Here is a 21102-nt window from a genome sequence, read left to right on the forward strand (position 1 = left end):
CAGTTCTACAACCTGGTCGGGATCAACGTCCAGGGCTTCTACATCTCCATGTTCGACGAGTTCAACGAAGGCAACCAGATCGCCAAAACCGCCGAGACGGGCGCCGATGTGCCGTCGGGATCCGGGATCTGGGCGCTGGACGAGGACGGCACCTCCTGCTCGTCCGACTACTACCTGCGGCTGACCGCGGACGGCGGACGCATGCTCAAGGGCCAACTCCCCCTGACGCCGAACAGGCCGACCCAGCCGAGGGTCTGACCCAGCCAAGGACCTGACCCGGCCGAGAGTCTGACGCGGCCGGGAGCCTGACCACGAAGGACCGGCAGCGGCACACGGATCGGGCGCGGGCCGCCGGGCTCAGTCCCGGCGGCCCGCGCCGCCGCGTCCCCGCAACCGCGGGGTGAACGTCGCGTGGAAGATCGTGGACGCGGCTCCCACCGCCGCCGCCTGCGCGCTCAGCACGGACGGCTCGACCTCGACCCGCCGCAGCCGTCTCGCCGTCGGGAACTCGTTGACGGTACGGGCGATCTCGTCCACGTAGAAGCCGGCGACGTCCTCGGTGAAGAACGGTCCGCCGAGCACGATCAGGTCGATGTCCAGCAGGTCGATGAGCCCCAGCGCCCCCCGCCCGACGGCCTGTGCGACCTCCCGTACGGCGGCGGCCGCCGCGGGATCACCCGCCGCCGCGGCCTCGCCCACCGCCAGATACGCGGCGGTGCTCCCCGACGCGGCGGCCGGCGTCAGCCGCATCCCGCCCCGTACGGCGAGGTCGGGCACGGACACCGGCGGATTGCACTCGGGCAGGATCTCGGGACGGCCGTCCTTGTCCACCCGTCCCAGCGCGATCGCGCACAACTGCCCGAACTCCCCGGCGTTGGCGCTGATCCCCCGGTAGAGGTCACCGTTGAGGTAGAGGCCCGTACCGACCCCCGTACCGAGATAGAGGTACGCGAAATCCCGGGCCCTGCGCTCCCGGCCGATCCACCGCTCCCCGGCGGCCGCGGCGGTGGAGTCCTTCTCCATGATGACGGGGCACGGGAAGTGGTCCTTGAGCAGATACAACAGTGGGAGATCGCCCCACGCCGACATCAGCGGCGGACCGAGCACGGTGCCGGAAGCGATGTCGACGGGGCCGGGGACGGCCACGCCGATGCCGAGGAAGCCGTCCTCGCGCACCGCCCCGCGTGCCTCGGCCAGCGTCTCGCGGCCCAGCGAGGCCACCCGTTCCACGAACTCCGCCGGATTGATGTCCGCCGTGACGGGCCGGGTGCGGGTGCGGACGATCGCCCCGTCGAGATCGATGACGACCGCCGTGAGCACTTCCGGGTCGATATGGATGCCGAGCGCGTGCGCGGCCGTACCCGACAGCCGTACGGGGGTGCGCGGCTTGCCCGAGGTTGCGCGGCGCTGGGCGTCCTCGATGAGGATCCCCCGGTCGAGCAGCGAGCGCGCGATGCGGGACACCGACTGCTGGGTGAGCCCGGTGCGGTGGGCGATCTCGCCGCGGGTGATGGTGCCGGACAGCCGTACCGTCTCGATGACCACGCACTCGTTGAAAGAGCCGAGATCGATCTGATTGACGCCGCTCCAGGCCTGGTGCCGCACCGCACCGGCCGCGGGACGGTCCGCGCCCAGATGACCGGCGACGTTCTCGCGCAGCCAGCGCACAGCGGTGCGGGGGCCTTCCTGCGGGCCCGCCGCGTACCGGTCGAGCTCGGCGGCCAGATCGAGATAGACGCGGCGCGAGGACTCGGGATGGCTGGTGGAATCGAGCGCGATCATCGCCCGCAGGAAACTGCGCCATGTCGACCTGACCGGGATGTGGTGGTGCGTCACCCTTCTCGCGTCGGGACGGGCGGCGCCGGGGGAGTGGGGAGAGCGGGGAACGCCGTCCGCGTCGAAGGACGCGGGTACGACGGCGGTGTCCCAGAGCGTGATCGCGTGGAGGTCCAGATCCGGATGGCCCCGGCTGGCCTCCGCCAGATACCCGGCGATGCCGGCTGTCTCGTTGCCCGTCTCCTCCTCGCCCGGCCCTTTCCCGGCCGCCCGCTCCAGGTCCCCGGTACGCCACGCGGGCGCCGCCGTCAGGGCCGCGTCCATGGCCCGGTCGAGTCCGGCGAGCAGGTCGGGCCCGATCACCGTCCCCGCCGTGGCCTGCGGTCGCGCCCGCTGCCGGGTGCCCGCCAGGAGCACGGCGCGCAGCGGGTCGACGTACAGGCCCATCACCCAGACGTCGGCGCCGGGCAGCGGCGGTCTGGTCGGTACGGAAGGCGCGGAGGCCTCGTCGGGGGTGAGCCGCCAACGCCGCCGGATCCCGGCGACCGTGGCGTGCGAGAGCCCCAACTCCCTTGCCACCGCACGGGAAGCGCCGCTGCCGCCCGGGGCGAGCAACGTACGCGTGACGACCTCCGCCTCGTCCACGGTGGCCGGCCTGCCGGTGCGCGGGCGGTGCCCGAGGCCGTCGAGGCCCCCGCTCGTCCAGCGCTGGCGCCAGCTGCCGACGGTCTGTCGGGACACCCCGAGCCGACGGGAGATCTCGGCGTCGCGCAGTCCGTCCGCCGCGAGCAGGACGACGTTCGCCCGGGTGGCGAGCTGGCCGCCCTCCTCGGCCCAGCGGCGCAGGACGGTCCGGTGCTCCGGCGGCAGCGAGCCGCTCGGGCCCACGTTCGTACGGGCGTCAGGCACGGGGGCCTCCGGTCCGCTCCGCGCGGCCGGTCCGGTCCGCGCCGCCGGTGTGATCGGCGTGGTCTGTGCCGCCGGTGTGATCGGTCCTGTCGGTGTGATCAGTGCTGTCGGTGTGATCGGTGTGGTCCGCGCGGGACATGTGCTTGCCGCCGTCCGCTCCGGGGAGCCCGCGGGCCAGCCGCAGGGTGAGGATCTGGAACGGCCGCAGCGTCAGCGCGACCGCGTCCCCTTCGTACGGACGGACGGCGAGGGTGTCCTCCAGGAGGTCCGTCTCGTACACGCCCGTGACCGGGAACCCGGCGGTGAGCCTCGTGCGCGCCCGCCCGCCGCGTGACTCGTAGAGCCGTACCACCACGTCCCCCGAGCGGTCGTCCGCGAGCTTCACGGCCTCCACGACGACATCCGGATGACCGACCGAGACCAGCGGCCGTACGTCCGGTCCGGCGGGTCCCGGTCGCAGCGGCAGGTTGAGCGCGTATCCCTCGGCGATCGCGTCGCCGATCTCCGCCCCGGGCCGCAGGGTGTGCCGGAACCGCTGCGGGCCGCGGTCGGCATGCGGGTCGGGGCTGTGGGCGGCGCGCAGCAGGGAGAGCCGTACGGTCGTGGTGGTCCCGGCGTCCTCGCGGGTGTGCCGCGCCACGTCGTAGCCGTACGTGGAGTCCCCTGCCAGCGCGACCCCCCAGCCGTGCTCGCCGACATGGATCCAGCGGTGCGCCCAGACCTCGCAACCGGCCCCGTCCCGGTCGGTGTTCTCGTGCGTGGAACGTTGGACATGGCCGAACTGGATCTCGCCACTGCTGTGTTCGGCGTGCACGTCCAGCGGCCAGGCGGCCTTGAGCAGGGTGTCCTGCTCGCGCCAGTCGACATCGGTGTCCACAGTCAGGACCTGGCTTCCCGAAGTCAGCGAGAGCCGCTGGGCGATCGTGGACCTGCCGGTGGAGCGCTCCACCAGGACGGAGGCCAACAGTGGGCCCCGCTCGGTGACTTCGACGCGGGAGGCCCGGCCGAGGTCCCGGTGGACGGCGCGGTGACGGACGTCCAGATCGCGGGCGCTTCGGCTCGGCGGGTCGTCGCGGTGCAACTGGAGCAGATTGCCCGCCGCGCCCGGCGCGATGGCGTCGCGGCCGGTGGCCAAGTCCACTGCGGAGCACACGAGTCCGGCCGCGTCGATACGGATCCGCAGGAGCCCGTTGTCCAGGGTGTGGCCGCCGTCGGCCGCCGCGCTCACCGTCACCGGGGCGTCGTCGCCGAGTGGCAGCCGGGCGGGCCCCGCGCCCAGTGCGGGCGCCTGCGCGAGGACGGCGGTCCTGCCGTCGGCCAGCGACTGACCCTCGGCCGCGGTGGAACCGTCGCCGTCGAGTACCACCACCTCACGGCGCCGACGCGGCCCTGCGTTGAAGACGGACACACGGGAGCGGGAGACACCGTTGGACGAGCCGGATCCGGATCCGGAGGCGCTTGTGGCGCGGTGGATCAGCTTCTCCAGCCGCCGGTGGATCTCGCGGTACGACTGCTCGGCCTCCTCGTGCACCCAGGAGATCGAGGCACCCGCCAGTACGGTGTGGCACTGATGGAGCAGGACCTTCTTCCACAGCGTGTCGAGTTCGTCGTACGGATACGGGACGTTGTCGCGTACGGCGGCTGTGGCCGACCACAACTCGGCCTCGCGGAGCAGCGATTCACTCCGCCGGTTGCCCCGCTTGGTGCGCGCCTGGCTGGTGTACGTGCCCCTGTCGTTCTCCGGACACAGCTCGCCGCGCCACACGGGAGCGCCCTGGCATTCGGCGCGGGCGTCTCGGAAGAAGTGGGAGGGCTGCTGGATTTCGACCCGGGGAGAGCCTTCGAGGTCGGCGAGCCTCCGGGCCCGTTCCAGCATCTCGCGCGTGGGGCCGCCGCCTTCGGCGTGACCGAAGGGCGTCAGCGAACGTGCGGCGCCGTCCGGGTCGCCGAACTCCCTCACAGAGTAGGGCACTTCACGGCCGATCAACGCCGATCCCTGGTCGGGGCCGGGCGGGACATGGCTGAAGAGGCGGCTGCCGTCGATGCCCTCCCACCAGAAGGTGTCGTGAGGCGGTGAGTCGGTGTCACCGCGCGTGAACGAGGAGGCGAGGAACCAGTTGGCTCCGGCGAGCGCGGCCAACTGGGGGAAAGCGGCGCTCATTCCGGAGCCGGCCGGCAGCCAGACACCGTCGGTGTCGGCTCCCAGCTCCTCACGGTGGAAACGGCGCCCGTACACGAGCTGTCTGGCCAGCGCCTCGCCACCGGGCAGATTGCCGTCGGGCTCCCCCCACGTCCCGCCGCCCGGAACCCAGTTGCCGTCGGTGACCGCCTTTCGCACCCGCTCGAAGACATGCGGGTACTGCTCCTTCATCCAGGCGTACTTCTGCGCGGACGACGCGGCGAAGGCCAGTTCCGGATACTCCTCGGCGAGCGCGGTCACGCTGCTGAAGGAGCGCGCTTCCTTGCGTACCGTCTCGCGCATCGGCCACAGCCATGCCGAGCCGGGCGGAGTGTGTCCGACAGCGGTGACGGTGTGCGCCGGCTCGTGCGCGCGACGGGCCAGCACCGGGGCGAGGATGTCGCGGGCGTACGCGGCCGTCCCGGCGATATCCCGGGGGTCGACGGCGTCGACGGCGCGCTCCAGGGACCGCAGTATCTCGTGTGTGCGCGGCTGTCCGGCGGGCAGCGCGCGTGCCAGAGCGTCGAGGACATCGATGTCATGGATGAGCTGCCAGACGTTCTCGTCGCGCACCACGAGGTCGGCGCGGAGCAGCCGGTAGAGCGGGGCGTCACCGGAGGTCACCGGGTCGCCGTAGTGTGCGCCGGAGCCCGCTGCGGCATCGACGGGCGGGTTGGCCGCGGCCTCGACGAGAAGCCGGACGGCCTCGCCGCCGTGTGCCGAAGTCGCCACGGGAAAAGTCCTGTTGGCCGGATGCAGACCGTGCAGCGGAGTGCCGTGCACATCGTGGACAAGCCCTTCGGGGCCGCCGCGGTAGCCGGCGCCGCCGTGCCGGGACCCTCCGTACCCCGCCCCGGCAGCGGGACCGGGCCCGAACCCGAGGTCGAACAGCGCCTGGACCCGCCTGCCCGCCCAGCGCTCCGGGATCTCGGCATGGACCTGGAACCAGGTGGTGGACCACGGGCCGCCCCAGGCGTCGCCGACCACGAAGGGCCGGTATGCGGCGCGCAGGGCCACCTCGACGGGGACCGGCTCACCGGGAATGTGCCAGGCGCCGACCTCCATGGGAAGCCGGGCCGCATACAGCGCGGGACGCAACCGGGCGGTGAGGAAATGGGCGGTCCGCGCCTCTGAGGACTTCCTGCGGTCATGCATGGGGGCGCCCTTCCTGTCCAGGCAGTAACCGCCATGTAAAACCAAGAGTGTTATCAAGTCAACGCCTTTGTGGATTCCTTCTTCTTCCTGGTGAAAGCGGCAGGTCAATGAATTGTCAGGTAAATAATTTACCGGGAAGTGAAATGTCTGGAAATTAAGTCGCCTGACGTTCCGACAGAAAAGAACGGCGGGGAGGGAGCGCCCTCTCCGCCGTTCTTCTCACCCGCGCGTTTCTTCGCGCACGTGCCTCACCGCCCGTACACGGGTCAGTGCTTCACCGGCTCCGGCCGCTCGCAGGTGGAGTGCGTATTGAGCGACCTGCCCTCCGCCGCGGAGTCCAGCAGCGTCAGCATCACGTCGAGGACATGGCGGGCGACCTCGGCCGAGGCCCGGTGCGGCCGGCCGGCCTCGATGGCGTCCGCCATGTCGGCGAGACCGGCGCCGCGCCCGGCGTCCACGTAACCGGCGGACACCGGAAGGGTCTCCCACTCGCCGCCGGCCCGGAACAGATCGACGGTTCCGTCGAAGTTGTTGGGGTCGGGGACCGAGAGGGATCCCGCGGTGCCGTACACCTCGATGCGCGGCAGCCGTGCGGCCTGGATGTCGAAACTCATGACCAGCGTGCTGAGTACACCGTTCGCGTGCTCGAGTACGCCCGTGACATGGGTCGGTACGTCGACCGTGAACCGTTCGCCGGCCCGCGGCCCGCTGCCGATCTCCCGCTCGGCCCGCGGCCGGGACGAGGCGCCGGTGACCTTGACGACCGGGCCCAGCAGATGGATGAGCGCGGAGAGGTAGTACGGGCCCATGTCGAGCAGCGGCCCGCCGCCGGGGCGGTAGTAGAACTCCGGGTCCGGGTGCCACCGTTCGTGTCCCGCCGTGGTCATGAACGCGGTCGCGGCGACCGGGGTGCCGATCAGACCGTCGTCGACCGCCTTGCGCGCGGTCTGCACGCCGGTGCCGAGGACGGTGTCGGGCGCGCAGCCGATCCGCAGCCCGTCCGCCTCCGCCGTGGACAGCAGGACGTCCGCGTCCGCGCGGTCGGCGGTCAGCGGCTTCTCCCCGTACACGTGCTTGCCCGCCGCGAGCGCGGCCCGGGCTACCTCGGCGTGCACGGCGGGGATGGTCAGGTTCAGTACGGCGTCGACATCGGGACGCGCGACCAACTCGGCCACCGAGCCGACGACTTCGGCGCCGGGCACCCGGTCGGCCGCCGCCTTGGCGCGGTCGGCGTCGAGGTCCGTGACGGCCGTGAGCCGTACGTTCTCCAGCTTCTCGAAGGTGTTCAGGTAGGCGCCGCTGATCTTGCCCGCGCCCACCATGCCGATCCTCAGCGGCTCGCCCACAGCAGTCCCCTCTCAGTGAGTGCCCGCACCTCGGGCACGTCGAAATCGTCCGGCTTGTGGCCGATGGCGGAGACGAAGACGCGTCCGGCTCCGGCGGTCCTGGTCCAGACGGCCGGGACGGTGACCGGCCGCTCCCGCTCCTCGTCCGCCTCGAACACGACGGTCGCCAGGACGTCGTTGTACGCGTCCGTGGCCATCCAGTACTTCTCCGTGTGGACACGGAAGTTGTCGAGCCCCGCGATGATCGGGTGGTCCGCGCGCTCCCCGACCAGAGTGACCTCGTGGTCGGAGAAGCCGTGCGGGTGCATCAGGAACTGTCCGCCGGTGAGCAGCGTGTAGTTCACATCGCCGCGGAAGGCGTCGACGATCCCGCCGTGCCAGCCGGCCAGACCGGTGCCGGCCCGGACGGCTGCCGCGAGTCCCGCGCTCTGCTCCTTGGTGATCTCGCCCATGGTCCAGCACTGCAGCACCAGGTCGGTGGAGGCGAGCAGTTCGGCGTCGGTGTACACGTCGAGCGTGTCGGAGATCTGGACGTCGTATCCGTGGTCGCGCAGGAAGGGCAGGAAGAGGTCCGTGGTCTTCACGGGCTCATGTCCTGCCCAGCCGCCACGGACGACAAGTGCCTTTCGGGCATCGGATGTCACGGTCGTTGCACACTCCCATCGGTGTTGCGAAGCAGGGCCCAGCGGTCGTGCTCCAGTGGCTCGGGCACGGGGTGGCGGCGGGCGGCGGCTTCGTCGAAGTCGACGCCGTGGCCGGGGGTTTCATGAGGCCGCAGGCCGCCGTCGACGGCCTCGATCGTGCCGGGGAAGACCTCGTGGACCGGCGCCTTGAAGACCGCGGCCTCCTGGACGCCGAAGGCGTGGCTGCTGATGTCCATGGCGAGGGTGGCGGCCTGGGCGACGGGACTGACGTCCGCGGGGCCGTGCGGTGCGAGCCGTACGCCGCGCAGTTCGCAGTAGACCGCCAGCTTGCGCGCCGGGGTGAGACCGCCCAGGGTGGGCACGCGGATCCTGGCGAAGTCGATGGAGGGACCGTCGAGCAGCGGCAGGAACTGGCCGACGTCGCTGAAGAGTTCACCGACGGCGAGTGGCACGGACGAGTTCGCGCGCAGCGCCGCGAAATGGGACGCGTCCTCCGGGGCGAGCAGGTCCTCCACGAAGTACAGACCCGCGTTCTCGATCCGGCGCAGGAAGTCGCGCGCCTGGCGCGGGTCCAGCCTTTCGTGCACGTCGTGCAGCAACTCCACGCCGTCGCCCACCCGTTCGCGCACCTCAGTGAGGATGCCCGGGACGGTTCTCAGATACGCGGCCGAGTCCCACGGCACCGAACGGTTCCGGAGCGCGCGGGCGTCGGCCGCGCCGTCCGCCTTCGTGCCGTACGTGTCGGAGCCCGGCACCGCGACCTGCACGCGGACATGCCGGTAGCCGTGTTCCCTGGCCTCCGTCACCTTGTCCGCGATCTCCGCGGCGTCGGTCCCGTCGACATGGGTGTAGGCGTCGGCGTGGGTACGGACCCGACCGCCGAACAGCGAGTACAGCGGGGCCCCGAGCCGTTTGGCCTTGAGGTCCCACAGAGCCACGTCGATCCCGCCCAGCGCGTTGCCGGTGAGGGAACCGCCCCGCCAGTAGGCGCTGTTGAGCATCAGACGGTGGATGTCGTCGATGTCGTCGGGGTCGCGCCCGACCAGCATCGGCGCGAGATAGTCGTCGACGACCGAGCGTACGGCCAGGGTGCGCTGCGGATCGCTCGCGCAGCCGAGGCCGTACAGTCCCGGTTCATTGGTCTCGACACGGACGACGAGATGAGGGCAACCGTGCGGTGCCGTCAGGAACGTACGTACGGCGGTAATGCGGATCTTGGCGCCGCGCTCCTCGACCCAGGGTGCTGGGGCGAGAACATCGGAGCGGGCAGCAGGCTGAGCCATGCGAACTCCAGCATACAGATAGCAGAATGATGTACTGCTATCTGAACGTATGGAGTGAAGATCAATTTGTCAATGACTCGACCAAATACCGGCCGGGCATCGGCTGTTGGCCTCAGTGCTGACCGAGGCGCTTGAGGAGAGTCCGCAGTGAGTGCGCGGCTTCGGTGACCGCCCCGGCGATTTCCTCGGCGCGCGCGTCGTCCATCCGGCTCTTGGGCGCGGAGCAACTGAGCGCGTCCCCGCCGCCGTGGCCGGAGCCGAGCGCCACGGCCACGCACCGGATGTCCACGGAATTCTCCCCGTCATCCATCGCCCACCCCCGCAGCCGGGCCCGCGCCAGCTGGCCGAGCAGCTGGTCCGGATCCGTCACGGTGTCCGGAGTCAGCCGCTCCAGGGGCCAGTTGAGCCGCATCCGCACCTCCGTCGCGTCGTACTGGGAGAGCATGGCCTTGCCCAGCGCGGTGGCGTGCGCGGGCAGCCGCCGGCCCACCGCCGAGTACATCCGCAGGGCGTGCCGCGACTCGCGTTTGGCGAGGTAGACGACGTCCGTACCGTCGAGCCTGCCCAAATGCACCGACTCGCCCGTCTCCTCCGCGAGCGCGTCGAGCACCGGCCCCGCGAGGCTCGCGACATCGTCGCCCTCCAGGTAGGCGGTGCCCGTCAACAGGGCTTTGAGACCGAGGCTGTAGCGGGTGCCTGAAGGGTCCAGGTCCACCCAGCGCCGCGCCTCCATCGTCCTGAGGATGGCGTGGAGGCTGCTCTTGGGCACGGACATGGCGGAGGCCATCTCGGCGAGCGAGAGTCTGGCGCCCTCCGTGCCGAGCAGTTCGAGTACTTCGAGCACCCGAGCGGCGGACTTCACTTCTTCGGGCTTGCGCCCGCGTGCTGTTGCAGCCACCGATTCCACGGAACCTCCGCTTCCCGCACCGGCGCCCCTCGGCAATCCGGTCAGCACGATTCTCGACGTGCGTCTTGACGCTATATCACCACGACCATAAGTTCGGTCACTCCAACGTCATTCGGCCTTCTGAACGGTTGAGACTTAGGTAGGGGCCATGCGTATACCTTTTTCGCTCCATGCTCGGCGTACGGCGGTCGCCGCGGTCACCGCGCTTTCACTCACCGGCCTGTCCGCCTGCGGCGGTTCGTCCGGCTCGGGCAGCGACTCGACGTCGCTGGAGATGTGGACCTTCAAGCAGTCCCATGTGGCGGCCCTGCGCACCGCGGCCGCCGCGTTCAAGAAGCAGACAGGTATCTCGGTCACGATCGAGGCGTACACGCCGGACGACGCCTACACCACCAAGGTGCAGAGCGCGGCCAAGACTGGTGACCTGCCGGACGTCCTCGAAGTGCACTCCGACGGCGAGGACCGGGTCTTCGGCGCCGCCGGGATCGTGAACGACCTCGCGGCCGACTTCACGGGCGACTGGGCCGAGCGCATCCAGCCCCAGGTCCACGACTCGGGCCTGGTCACCGACGCGCGGTACGAGGCCGCTCAGCCGGAGAGCGCCAGGGACCACGGCATCGAGAAGGGGGCCCGCTACAGCGTGCCGCTCACCGTGGGCACCTTCGGCATCGTCTTCGCCAACAAGAAGATGCTGGCCGACGCGGGCATCACCAAGGCTCCCGCCGACTGGGAGGAGTTCCTGGCCGACCTGAAGAAGACCCGGGCCAAGAACGCCAGGACCGGCGGTGTCTCGCTGGGCCTCAAGGTCCAGGCCACCGGACTGACCTGGGTCCTCCAGCCGCTCGCCTTCAGCCAGTTGGGCAAGGCCGGGTACGAGTCCCTGTTCAAGAAGGACCGGAGCGCGGACTTCGGCTCACCCAACGGGGTCAAGGTCCTGTCCCTGTACGACCAGATGACCCCGTACTGGATGCCGGGCACCCAGTCGCTCACCATCGACGAGGGCGACCAGGCCTTCGCCCAGGGCAAGTCGGCCTTCGACATCGGCGGCACCTTCACGCTCGCCTTCCTCAAGCAGAACGGCATGAACCCCGACGACGTGCTCGCCTTCGGACTCCCGTCCCCCAAGGACGGCGCCGTACCCGACCGCGCCCTCGGCCCCCTCGCGCTGACCAGCCTGAGCATCCCGGCCACCAGCAAGCAGCCGGACAACGCGAAGAAGTGGATGGAGTTCCTGTCGCAGGAGAAGGTCGCGGCGCAGTTCGCCAAGGACTCCTCCGACCTGCCGGCCACCGAACTCGGCGCGGGCTCCGCCGACGTACTCGGCCCGACACTCGCCGCCCTCGTCGACAGCTTCAAGGGCGAGCCCGCCCACACGTACGAGCCGAGCCCCGCGGTCGAGTTCCGCGCGCCCGGCTACGAACAGGACGACGCGGGCGCGATCCTCGCCGACCTGACCCCGCTGGGCCGGCAGTCGGTCCAGGAGACGGCCGCCAAGCTCCGCGCGCTCAACGACTCCTACTGGGCGGCGGCGAAGCAGTGACCACGGCACCTCGACAGACCGTGCCGGGAACGGCCGGGAGCACACCGCTCCCGGCCGGGCACCCCGGCGCCGCGGACCGCGCGACACGCAAGCGCGCGCGGGTGTACGAAGCGCTCACCGGATACGCGTTCGTCGGCCCGGCCGTCGTGCTCTTCTGCGTGATGGGCCTCTACACCGTCGGATACGGTTTCACGCTCAGCTTCGCCACCTGGAACGGATTCACCCCGGACTGGACCTGGGTCGGCCTCGACAACTACGCCGACCTGCTCTGGCGCAGCCCCGTCTACGCGCCCCGCGTACGGCACGCCGCGCTCAACACCCTCTGGGTCATGATCGCCGTACCGGCCCTGACCGTCGTGACGGCCTTTCCGCTGGCCGTCCTCCTCAACCAGGTCAAGCGGCTCCAGTCGGTGCTGCGCTCGGTGTACTTCCTGCCCTACGTCACCAGTGGTATCGCGGTCTTCTTCGCCTGGCAGTACATCCTCCAGCCGGACGGCGCGATCAACTTCCTGCTCGAAGGACTGGGGCTCGGCTCCCTCGCGCAGCCCCAGGGCTGGCTGGGCAACCCGACCACCGCGCTGCCCGTCCTGATCCTGGTGACGGTGTGGAGCGCCGTCCCGGTCTCCATGCTGCTCTATCTGACGGGGCTCCAGGGAATCGACGGAAGTGTCCTGGAAGCCGCGAAGCTGGACGGCGCCGGGTGGTGGCGCACCAACGCCTCCGTGGTGTGGCCGCTGGTGCGGCCCATCACCGCCATCGTCGTCCTGCTCAACCTGCGCGAGGCGCTTCAGGGCTTCCAGACCTTCCTGGTGATGACGAACGGAGGCCCCGGAGACCACACGAACGTGCTCGGCCTGGAGGCCTACCGCCTCGCCTTCCTCAAGAACCTCTCGCCCACCCTGGGCCTCGCGAGCGCGCTCGGCTGGATCCTCTTCGCCGTCGCCCTGGTCCTCGCCCTGATCAATCTGCGAGCCCTGCGGAGCAAGACATGACCTCGATTTCCCTCAAGGCGCGCCCGGCGGCGCCGGACACGGGCCGGGCCCGTACCGGCAAGATCGTCGCCCGTACCGTCGTCGGCGTACTGCTCGGTCTCTACGGCCTCGTGAGCGTCTACCCGTTCCTGTGGATGGTGTCGGCGGCCTTCAAGGACCAGATCGAAGTCGTGAGCGGCGGACATCTGATCCCCCGGCACCCCACCCTCGACACCTTCGTCGACACGTGGAACAAACTGCACTTCTTCGACTTCTTCCTGAACAGCCTGCTGGTTACGCTCTACACCGTGGTGCTGACCCTGGTCATCTACGCGGCGGCGGGATACGCCTTCGCCGTGCTGCGCTTTCCGGGGCGCGGCGCCCTGCAGAAGCTCTTCGTCTCCCTGCTGTTCGTCCCCGGCATCACGGTCATGCTCCCGATCGTGCTGCTGGAGAACAAGATGGGGATCCTCGGCTCGCACTTCGGCCTCGTGCTGCCGTTCGTCAACGGCGGCGCCCCGCTGTCGATCCTCCTGATGACCGGCGCCTTCCTGGCGGTCCCGGCCGAACTGCGCGACTCCGCCCGCGTCGACGGCGCGAGCGAGCTGCGTATCTTCACCCATGTCCATCTCCCGCTCGCCAGGCCCGCGCTGATCACGGTGGCGCTCCTGACGGCGATCCCGACCTGGAACGAGTTCCTGCTCACCCGGGTCTCGCTCAACGACCAGTCCACGTTCACCCTTCCGCTGGGTCTGCAGACCCTGTCGTCGGAGAACGTGCCGCACTACAACAATCTGATGGCAGGCGCACTGATCGTGGTCATCCCGGTGATCATCCTTTTCCTCAGTCTCCAGCGGTACTTCGTCAACGGTCTGGTCGGGGCGGTGAAGGGCTGATGCGCGTCCTGGTCACCGGCGCCGCCGGCCACATCGGCGGGTACGTGATCGATGAACTCCTCGCCCACGGGCACCGGATCATCGCCACCGACCTCGTGCCCGTCGACGACCCGCGGGTCGAACGCGTCCACACGGGCGATCTCCAGGACCGCGCGCTGGTGCGCGAGGCCATGGAAGGAGCCGAGGCCGTCGTCCACCTGGGGGCGATCCCGCACCCCAACAGCGAAGACGACAGCGCGCTGTTCGCCACCAACTGCCTCACCGCGCACCGGGTGCTCGACGAGGCGGGGCGCCACGGGGTCCGGCGGGTGGTCGCCGCGTCCAGCCTCTCGGCCATCGGCCTCGCCTGGTCGCCGGTCCCGCAGTCGCCCCGGTACGTGCCCCTGGACGAGGAGCACCCGTTCCTCGTCCAGGACCCCTACGGTCTCTCGAAGATCGTCCTGGAGGAGGCGGCCCGCGCCACCCACCGCCGCTACGGCACCGACATCGTCTGCATGCGCTTCCCCTTCACCGGGACCGGCGAGCGCCTGAAGCTCCAGCTGGAGAACGTACGGGCCGACCCGGAGTCCAACCGGGGCGACCTGTGGGGCTGGCTGGACACCCGGGACGCGGCGGAGGCCGTGCGCCGCGCACTCGTGGCGGAGCTGCGGGGATGCCACGTCCTCAACGTCGTCGCACCGGACACCGCGTCTCCCCTGCCCACGGCGTCGCTCCTGGAGCAGTACCACCCGGGGGTACCCGCTTTCGCGGAACTCCCGGGCCACACCGCGCTGTTCGACGGCGGCGCCTGCGCCAGGCTGCTGGACTTCGTACCCAGACACACCTGGCGCGAGAGCCCGCCGGTGCTCGCCGAAGCCCCCTCTCAGGAGGACGGCTGATGGCCGCGCGTTAGCCTCGGTGCAGCAGCCGCAGTCACCGACACGAGGGAGACCCCGCACCATGGACACCGCCCCGCGCACCACCGGCGAACTGACCTACCGGGACGCCACGCCGGCCGACGCGGAGGCGCTGGTCGCCCTCATAGAGTCCGCGTACCGCGGCGACAGCAGCCGTACGGGGTGGACCACGGAGGCGGACATCCTGGCCGGGCAGCGGACCGACCGGCAGGGCGTGCTGGAAGTGATCGAGTCGCCGCTCAGCCGGCTGCTGATCACCGAGCGGGACGGCGGGATCGTCGCCTGCTGTCAGCTCGAACACCGCGACGAGGCCGCCTACTTCGGCATGTTCGCCGTCAGGCCGGGCATGCAGGGCGCGGGGCTCGGGCGGCGGGTCATCGAGGAGGCGGAGCGCCTTGCCCAGCAGTCCTGGGGCGTGCGGGAGATGCACATGACCGTGATCACCGCGCGTGAGGAACTGATCGCGTGGTACGAGCGGCGCGGCTACCGCCGTACGGGAAAGCTGTTCCCCTTCCCGTACGGCGACGAGCGCTTCGGCCTCCCGCAGCGGGACGACCTGCGCTTCGAGCTGCTGGTCAAGCCCCTCCAGGGCCGCTGACCCCTCGCGCGCCTCTGAACAGGCGGTCTCCCGGATGGGTTCCTGGCGAGGAGTCTCCCGGGAGCCGCCAGTCCTGCCGCGGTCTGCGGTCCGGGAGTCTTCCCGCGGCCTCGGGTCCGGGAGTCTTGCCGCGGCGCCGGGGCCGGGAGTCTCTCCGCGGTCTCGGAGTCGTCAGTCTTCCCGCGCCCTCCGGTCCCGGAGTCTTGCCGTGCCCTCCGGTCCCGGCCCCTCAGGCCGTGGACCGGGCGAGGTTCCGTACCTCCGGGAGGTCGGTGGTCACCGCCTCCAGCTGGAACGCCCTGGCCAGCCGCAGCTGCTCCGGTGTGTTCACCACCCAGCCGATGACACCGAGCCCCGCCCCGTGAGCCTTTTCCACGACCTCCAGGCTCAGCCTGCGGATGCTCAGCGCCAGCCTGGCGGCGCCCGCCGCCTTCCCGCGTTCCACCACGTCCGCGCCCCAGCGGCTGGCGATCAGCACGGTGCGTACGCCGGGGACCAGGGCGGCGATCTCGGCGACCGCCTCGTCGTGGAACGACGACACCTCGACGCGCTCCACCAGGTCACGCTCGCGCATCACCTCGGCGAGCGCGCGCGCCGCGGCCACGTCCTTGATCTCCGCCTGGATGGGTGAACGTACGGCGTCGAGTACCTCCTCGAAGACCGGAACCCGCTCGCCCTGCCCGGCGTCCAGCTCCCGCAGCTCGGCGAGCGTCCGGTCGGCGATCGCGCCCGACCCGTCGGTCGTACGGTCCACCGAGGTGTCGTGCATCACGACGAGGGCGCCGTCCTTGCTCAGATGCAGATCGAGCTCGATGGCGTCCATCCCCTCCTGCTCGGCGCGCAGGAACGAGCGCAGGGTGTTCTCCGGCTCGACACCCATCACTCCACGGTGACCGATGGTGAGGAAAGTCAAGACAATCTCGCTTCCGTCGACGGCGGTTGTGGCGCACGGCGTCTGACCCGGCGCCAGATCGCAGCCTAGTGTCCCGGCCCACGAGGGGAGTTCGCGGCACGCAGACAGGTGAACGACAGGAAAAAACGCGGCGATCAAGCGATTCTACAGGACGATTTATCCTGCTCCCCTTGTACAGGAGAAGCGGAGGCCTATACCCTTAATTAGGTGTACCGACGTATCGGCGCCGGATACTCCCGTGGAGGAAGTGACATGACGGAAATTCTTGCGCAGGAAGCCGCCGCAGGCGACATATCTCGTGGCGCGCGCGTGGTCGACCACCCCGCCTGGCCGCAGCTCAAGAATGCCGTCGAGGAGATCCGTCCCTGGCAGTCCAAGGACGGCTCCATCGACTTCGAGGCCGAGGGCGCTCCGTCACTCCAGGTAGTCGTCCGGATGCTCGACCAGGTGATCGCGGCGCTGGAGAAGCTGTCCCCGCTGCTGCCGCACGACGCCGACTACCACACGGCGCTCGTGGCGGACCTGCGCAGATGGGCCGACGGCTCCTTCGGAGTGCCCGACTTCCTGGACTCGCTGCTCGCCTTCCAGCCGGCGGCGAACCGCGTCGACGGCCTCCAGCACCTCGCCGTCTTCCCCATGTACACGCAGAACGGCAACCCGGACCGCAACCTCGAAGCGGTCGTGCTGCGCATGGTCTGGCCCGAGTGGCTCGCCGAGCTGGAGCGCACGCGCTACGACAACCCGCTGTTCTGCGGCATCACCTTCGAGGACTTCACAGCCGGGTACGACACCAACTCCGCGGTGTTCTTCCCGGAGACGATCGCCGTGCGCGAGGCGCCCGAGCGGTTCAGCTGGGGCGGCATCTTCTGCGACCGCGAGGCCGCGCGCTTCCGCGTCGTCACCGAGGCCGCCGTGGACCTGCTCAGCGTCGGACTGCCCGACGACGTCCGCGAGATGATCGCCGACCAGAGCCGGGGCCAGCAGGCCTTCGTCCTCTGGGACATGATCCATGACCGCACGCACAGCCACGGCGACCTGCCGTTCGACCCCTTCATGATCAAGCAGCGCCAGCCGTTCTGGATGTACGGCCTCGAGGAGCTGCGCTGCGACCTCACCGCGTTCCGTGAGGCCGTGAAGCTGGAGGCGGACGGCGTCACACAGGGCCGGGACGTGCAGTACGCGATCCTCTTCGACCGGATGTTCCGCTTCCCGGTCACCGGCGAGCGGGTGCGCAACTACGACGGCCTCGGCGGCCAGCTGCTCTTCGCGTACCTCCACAAGCACGACGTGGTGCGCTGGACGGACAACACCCTGCGCATCGACTGGGAGCGGGCCCCCGAGGTCACCAACCAGCTCTGCGGCGAGATCGAGGACCTGTACCGGGCCGGCATCGACCGCCCCAAGCTCGTCCACTGGTTCGCCGCGTACGACCTGGTCTCGACGTACCTCGCGCCGCACCCGGGATCCCGCTGGGCCAAGGGCCCCGACGCGCTGGACCTCTCGCTGCCGCCGCGCAAACTCGTCGACGACGTGCTTCCCGACGAGTTTCCGCTCAGCATGTTCTATGAGGCACTGTCCAAGAAGCTGAAGAAGGTGATCGCCTCCACGAAGGGGATCACCGCCGCCGGGCCCGTCACCGGCGCCGGTCCCGAGCCCGTGGCCGCGTGAACTCTCATCAGCAGGAGGCGACGACCATGAACGGTGACGACACGGGCAGCGCGCTCGACGGCGCGGTGGTCGCCGTGGCCGGTGCGGCCGGGCCCGCGGGCCGCGCGACCCTCCTCAGGCTCGCGGAGGCGGGTGCGACCGTCGTCGCCGCCGACGCGGACGTCACGCGCCTCACCGAGGCCGTGGACGCGGCGAGATACGCGCACGGCGGAGCCACGGTCACCGGCGACACCGTCGATCTGCTCGACCGCGAAGCCACCCGCGCGTGGGCCGAGAAGGCCGAGAAGGACTTCGGCCGCATCGACGGTCTGGTGCATCTCGTGGGCGGCTGGCGCGGCAGCGCCTCGTTCCCCGAGACCGACCTGGCCGACTGGGACCTGCTGGAGAAGCTGCTGATCCGCACGGTCCAGCACACCTCCCTCGCCTTCCACGACGGCCTGCTGCGCAGTGACAGGGGCCGCTACGTGCTGATCAGCGCGGCGGGCGCGGGGCAGCCCACCGCGGGCAACGCCGCGTACGCCGCCTCCAAGGCCGCGGCGGAAGCCTGGACCCTTGCTCTGGGCGACTCCTTCCGCAAGGCGGGGGGCGACGAAGGGCCCGGTACGGCGGCTACGATCCTGGTGATCAAGGCACTGGTGCACGACGCGATGCGCGCCGAGCGCCCGAATGCGAAGTTCGCGGGCTTCACGGACGCCAAGGACCTGGCCGAGGCCATCGCCGGGGTCTGGGACCGGCCCGCCCCGGAAGTGAATGGAACCCGCCTGTGGCTCACCCCCCAGCCGTGAGGCCCGCGGCGACGGACGCCCGCCGTCACCACGACCCCGACGTACGCGGCTTCGCCAGTGACAACTACGCCGGGGCCCACCCCGAGATCCTTGCCGCGCTGGCCCTCGCCAACGGCGGCCACCAGATCGCCTACGGCGAGGACGACTACACGGACCACCTCCAGCGGGTCATGCACAGCCACTTCGGTCCGACCGCTGTGGCCTTCCCGGTCTTCAACGGCACCGGCGCGAACGTCGTCTCGCTCCAGGCGCTCACCGACCGCTGGGGCGGGGTCGTGTGCGCCGAGTCCGCGCACATCAACACCGACGAGTGCGGCGCCCCCGAGAAGGTCGCGGGCCTCAAGCTGATGACCGTACCGACGCCCGACGGGAAGCTCACGCCCGAGCTGATCGACCGGCAGGCGTACGGCTGGGACGACGAGCACCGGAGCAGGCCGCAGGTCGTCTCGATCACCCAGAACACCGAGCTTGGCACGGTCTACACCCCCGACGAGATCCGGGCCATCTGCGACCACGCCCACGAGCGCGGAATGAAGGTCCACCTGGACGGCGCCCGGATAGCCAACGCCGCCGCGTCGCTCGACGTCCCGATGCGGACGTTCACCAACGCCGCCGGTGTCGACATCCTGTCCTTCGGCGGCACGAAGAACGGCATGCTCTTCGGCGAGGCCGTCGTCGTCCTGGACCCGGACGCGGCGCACGCGATGAAGTACCTGCGCAAGCTGTCCATGCAGCTCGCGTCCAAGATGCGGTTCGTGTCCGTACAGCTGGAGGCGCTGCTGGCGGGCGATCTGTGGCTGCGCAGCGCGCGTCACAGCAACGCGATGGCGCAGCGGCTCGCGGAGGGCGTGCGCACGGTCGACGGCGTGGAGTTCCTGTACCCCGTCCAGGCCAACGCGGTCTTCGCGCGCCTGCCGTACGACGTGGTGGTACGCCTCCAGCGGCGCTTCCGCTTCTACGACTGGGGCGGGCGGCCGGGGGACGTGCGCTGGATGTGCTCCTTCGACACGACCGAGGACGACATCGACACCTTCCTGCTGGCCCTCAAGGAAGAGATGGCCGCATAGGTATACGGTCGGCCTGAAAAACAGTGGACGTGGTCGTGCCGCGAACCTAAGGTCCCGGTTCATGCTGCTGATCCAGCACGACCCGTACCTCTCGGCCTACCTGGCGTCCGACGAGGCAGTCGACCACGACCACCCACGGGTACGGGAGACGGCTGCCCGCCTGGGCGCGGCCGGTGTGGACGCCTACGTGTACGCCGAGGCGGCGTACACGTACGTCCGCGACACCATCGCGCACTCGGGCGACGCGGACGATCCACGCGTCACCTGGCGTGCCTCCGACGTCCTCGAACAGCGCACCGGCATCTGTTACGCCAAGGCCCACGCGCTGACCTCGCTGCTGCGGGCGGCGTCCATCCCGGCCGCCCTCTGCTACCAGCGCCTCACGGATGACGACGGAACGAACCCGGCCGTCCACGGCTTGGTCGCTCTCAGACTGCCGGGCCAGGAGCGCTGGGCCCGGCAGGATCCACGCGGCAACAAACCGGGTGTCGACGCGCGGTTCTCCCTGGACGACGAGCGGCCGGCCTGGGTTCCCCGCCCGGAGCGCGGCGAGGTGGACTACCCGGACCTGTACGCAGCGCCGCACCCGTCGGTCCTTAACGCCCTGCGCACGGCCCGCGACCGGGCCGGACTCCGCCTTCCGACGGCGCTGTGAGAAAGGCCCGGCGGCCGTATGAACGGCCGCCGGGCCCCAGAGGTACGTTTCAGCTCGCGCCGCGGACCTCCGCCGCCGTGGGCGCTGTCCCGCCGAGGTGGGCGGGTACCCACCAGGTGTCGTTCGCGTCCTTCGGGCGCACCGGATAGGCGCGCTGCGCCGCCTCCAGCAGTTCCTGCACCCGCTCTCGCAGCCGCCGCGTGATGGCGCCCGCGTACTGGTCGGAAGGCGCCTCGACCTGCTCGCCGACCCGGATCGTCACCGGGATGTGGCTGCGCTTGAAGTTGCGCGGCCGACCCTTCGTCCACAGTCGCTGGGTGCCCCACAGGGCCATCGGAATCAGCGGTACGCCCGCGTCCTGGGCCAGCCGGGCCGCGCCCGACTTGAAGCTCTTGAGCGTGAACGACTGCGAGATGGTCGCCTCGGGGAAGACCCCGACGATCTCGCCGGCGCGCAGCGACTCCAGCGCGTGCGCGTACGCCTTCTCGCCCTGCTCCCGGTCGACCGGGATGTGTTTCATGCCGCGCATCAGCGGACCGGAGACCTTGTGCCGGAAGACCGATTCCTTCGCCATGAAGCGCACCAGGCGCTTCTGGGGGAGCGCGGTGACTCCCGAGAAGATGAAATCGAGGTAGCTGATGTGGTTGCTGACGAGGACGGCGCCGCCGCTGCGCGGGATGTTCTCGGTTCCCTGCGTGTCGATCCTCAGGTCAAGCGCCTTGAACATCGTGCGGGCGAAGCCGATGACCGGCCGGTAGACAAGCTCTGCCATCAGGTGAGGGCCCTTCTGTTCCGGGGAGGGTTCTCCCGACGGAAGTTACGCAGCCGTAGGTTTTCGGCATTGCGCAAAGGGTGCCCCATGCGCGGCGCCGTGACCAGTCCTCAACCCTCCGCAGGGCGAGATTCTTGTCACG

At 70.3% G+C, this 21102-nt stretch carries 17 protein-coding genes and 1 pseudogene; 10 read left to right on the plus strand and 8 right to left on the minus strand.

The window, feature by feature from the left end; all coding sequences use genetic code 11:
* A pseudogene (locus ACIP6N_RS25735) lies at nt 1–258 on the plus strand (xylosidase); the annotation flags it as partial.
* A 99-nt stretch (nt 259–357) separates the two neighbouring features.
* On the opposite strand, the gene ACIP6N_RS25740 reads toward ACIP6N_RS25735, so the two are convergent.
* From ACIP6N_RS25740 to ACIP6N_RS25765, 6 genes are all read right to left on the minus strand, one after another.
* Nucleotides 358–2685, minus strand: coding sequence for an ROK family protein (locus ACIP6N_RS25740; RefSeq protein WP_401819284.1), 2328 nt, complete (start codon nt 2683–2685; stop codon nt 358–360).
* Nucleotides 2678–6019, minus strand: coding sequence for an alpha-mannosidase (locus ACIP6N_RS25745; protein ID WP_401819286.1), 3342 nt, complete (start codon nt 6017–6019; stop codon nt 2678–2680). The genes ACIP6N_RS25740 and ACIP6N_RS25745 overlap by 8 nt, the downstream gene beginning before the upstream one ends.
* A 266-nt stretch (nt 6020–6285) precedes the next feature.
* Nucleotides 6286–7365 (minus strand): Gfo/Idh/MocA family protein, encoded by a 1080-nt coding sequence (locus tag ACIP6N_RS25750; RefSeq protein WP_401819288.1) that lies wholly within the window; start codon nt 7363–7365, stop codon nt 6286–6288.
* On the minus strand, nt 7350–7949 hold the full coding sequence (locus tag ACIP6N_RS25755) for a ThuA domain-containing protein (RefSeq protein WP_401819290.1): 600 nt from the start codon (nt 7947–7949) through the stop codon (nt 7350–7352). The genes ACIP6N_RS25750 and ACIP6N_RS25755 overlap by 16 nt, the downstream gene beginning before the upstream one ends.
* Nucleotides 7950–8005: 56 nt before the next feature.
* Entirely contained in the window at nt 8006–9292 is a 1287-nt protein-coding gene (locus tag ACIP6N_RS25760; protein WP_401819292.1) for an enolase C-terminal domain-like protein, read from the minus strand.
* A 112-nt stretch (nt 9293–9404) separates the two neighbouring features.
* Entirely contained in the window at nt 9405–10190 is a 786-nt protein-coding gene (locus ACIP6N_RS25765) for an IclR family transcriptional regulator (RefSeq protein WP_401819294.1), read from the minus strand.
* 157 nt (nt 10191–10347) lie between these two features.
* Between ACIP6N_RS25765 and ACIP6N_RS25770 the strand changes: the two genes are divergently transcribed.
* From ACIP6N_RS25770 to ACIP6N_RS25790, 5 genes are all read left to right on the plus strand, one after another.
* Entirely contained in the window at nt 10348–11739 is a 1392-nt protein-coding gene (locus ACIP6N_RS25770; protein WP_401819296.1) for an ABC transporter substrate-binding protein, read from the plus strand.
* Entirely contained in the window at nt 11736–12731 is a 996-nt protein-coding gene (locus ACIP6N_RS25775; RefSeq protein ID WP_401819299.1) for a carbohydrate ABC transporter permease, read from the plus strand. The genes ACIP6N_RS25770 and ACIP6N_RS25775 overlap by 4 nt, the downstream gene beginning before the upstream one ends.
* Nucleotides 12728–13606: a carbohydrate ABC transporter permease gene (locus tag ACIP6N_RS25780; protein ID WP_401819301.1), complete on the plus strand. Its 879-nt coding sequence runs from the start codon at nt 12728–12730 to the stop codon at nt 13604–13606. The genes ACIP6N_RS25775 and ACIP6N_RS25780 overlap by 4 nt, the downstream gene beginning before the upstream one ends.
* Nucleotides 13606–14484, plus strand: a complete 879-nt coding sequence (locus tag ACIP6N_RS25785) for an NAD-dependent epimerase/dehydratase family protein (RefSeq protein WP_401819303.1) — start codon at nt 13606–13608, stop codon at nt 14482–14484. The genes ACIP6N_RS25780 and ACIP6N_RS25785 overlap by 1 nt, the downstream gene beginning before the upstream one ends.
* 61 nt (nt 14485–14545) lie before the next feature.
* On the plus strand, nt 14546–15100 hold the full coding sequence (locus ACIP6N_RS25790; RefSeq protein ID WP_401819304.1) for a GNAT family N-acetyltransferase: 555 nt from the start codon (nt 14546–14548) through the stop codon (nt 15098–15100).
* A 229-nt stretch (nt 15101–15329) separates the two neighbouring features.
* Here ACIP6N_RS25790 and ACIP6N_RS25795 read toward each other — a convergent pair whose 3' ends face one another.
* On the minus strand, nt 15330–15980 hold the full coding sequence (locus ACIP6N_RS25795; protein WP_401819306.1) for a glycerophosphodiester phosphodiesterase: 651 nt from the start codon (nt 15978–15980) through the stop codon (nt 15330–15332).
* 285 nt (nt 15981–16265) lie between these two features.
* Between ACIP6N_RS25795 and ACIP6N_RS25800 the strand changes: the two genes are divergently transcribed.
* The 4 genes from ACIP6N_RS25800 (at nt 16266) to ACIP6N_RS25815 (ending at nt 20188) form a co-directional block, all read left to right on the plus strand.
* Nucleotides 16266–17681, plus strand: a complete 1416-nt coding sequence (locus ACIP6N_RS25800; protein ID WP_401819308.1) for a DUF6421 family protein — start codon at nt 16266–16268, stop codon at nt 17679–17681.
* 26 nt (nt 17682–17707) lie between these two features.
* The gene (locus ACIP6N_RS25805; RefSeq protein WP_401819309.1) at nt 17708–18466 is read left to right on the plus strand and encodes an SDR family oxidoreductase; all 759 of its coding nucleotides are present in this window, start codon (nt 17708–17710) and stop codon (nt 18464–18466) included.
* Nucleotides 18445–19533, plus strand: a complete 1089-nt coding sequence (locus tag ACIP6N_RS25810; protein ID WP_401819310.1) for a threonine aldolase family protein — start codon at nt 18445–18447, stop codon at nt 19531–19533. The genes ACIP6N_RS25805 and ACIP6N_RS25810 overlap by 22 nt, the downstream gene beginning before the upstream one ends.
* A 61-nt stretch (nt 19534–19594) precedes the next feature.
* Entirely contained in the window at nt 19595–20188 is a 594-nt protein-coding gene (locus ACIP6N_RS25815; RefSeq protein ID WP_401819313.1) for a transglutaminase family protein, read from the plus strand.
* A gap of 49 nt (nt 20189–20237) precedes the next feature.
* Here ACIP6N_RS25815 and ACIP6N_RS25820 read toward each other — a convergent pair whose 3' ends face one another.
* On the minus strand, nt 20238–20960 hold the full coding sequence (locus tag ACIP6N_RS25820; RefSeq protein ID WP_401819314.1) for a lysophospholipid acyltransferase family protein: 723 nt from the start codon (nt 20958–20960) through the stop codon (nt 20238–20240).
* Between the last annotated feature and the right edge of the window lie 142 nt (nt 20961–21102).

It is taken from the genome of Streptomyces sp. NPDC088725 (genome assembly GCF_044751305.1).
GTDB lineage: Bacteria > Actinomycetota > Actinomycetes > Streptomycetales > Streptomycetaceae > Streptomyces.

Coding starts and splice junctions, on each gene's coding strand:
- ACIP6N_RS25745 (WP_401819286.1), bottom strand. CDS start 6,019: ATGCATGACCGCAGGAAGTCCTCAGAGGCGCGGACCGCCCATTTCCTC.
- ACIP6N_RS25760 (WP_401819292.1), bottom strand. CDS start 9,292: ATGGCTCAGCCTGCTGCCCGCTCCGATGTTCTCGCCCCAGCACCCTGG.
- ACIP6N_RS25770 (WP_401819296.1), top strand. CDS start 10,348: ATGCGTATACCTTTTTCGCTCCATGCTCGGCGTACGGCGGTCGCCGCG.
- ACIP6N_RS25780 (WP_401819301.1), top strand. CDS start 12,728: ATGACCTCGATTTCCCTCAAGGCGCGCCCGGCGGCGCCGGACACGGGC.
- ACIP6N_RS25785 (WP_401819303.1), top strand. CDS start 13,606: ATGCGCGTCCTGGTCACCGGCGCCGCCGGCCACATCGGCGGGTACGTG.
- ACIP6N_RS25790 (WP_401819304.1), top strand. CDS start 14,546: ATGGACACCGCCCCGCGCACCACCGGCGAACTGACCTACCGGGACGCC.
- ACIP6N_RS25795 (WP_401819306.1), bottom strand. CDS start 15,980: ATGGGTGTCGAGCCGGAGAACACCCTGCGCTCGTTCCTGCGCGCCGAG.
- ACIP6N_RS25800 (WP_401819308.1), top strand. CDS start 16,266: ATGACGGAAATTCTTGCGCAGGAAGCCGCCGCAGGCGACATATCTCGT.
- ACIP6N_RS25805 (WP_401819309.1), top strand. CDS start 17,708: ATGAACGGTGACGACACGGGCAGCGCGCTCGACGGCGCGGTGGTCGCC.
- ACIP6N_RS25815 (WP_401819313.1), top strand. CDS start 19,595: ATGCTGCTGATCCAGCACGACCCGTACCTCTCGGCCTACCTGGCGTCC.
- ACIP6N_RS25820 (WP_401819314.1), bottom strand. CDS start 20,960: ATGGCAGAGCTTGTCTACCGGCCGGTCATCGGCTTCGCCCGCACGATG.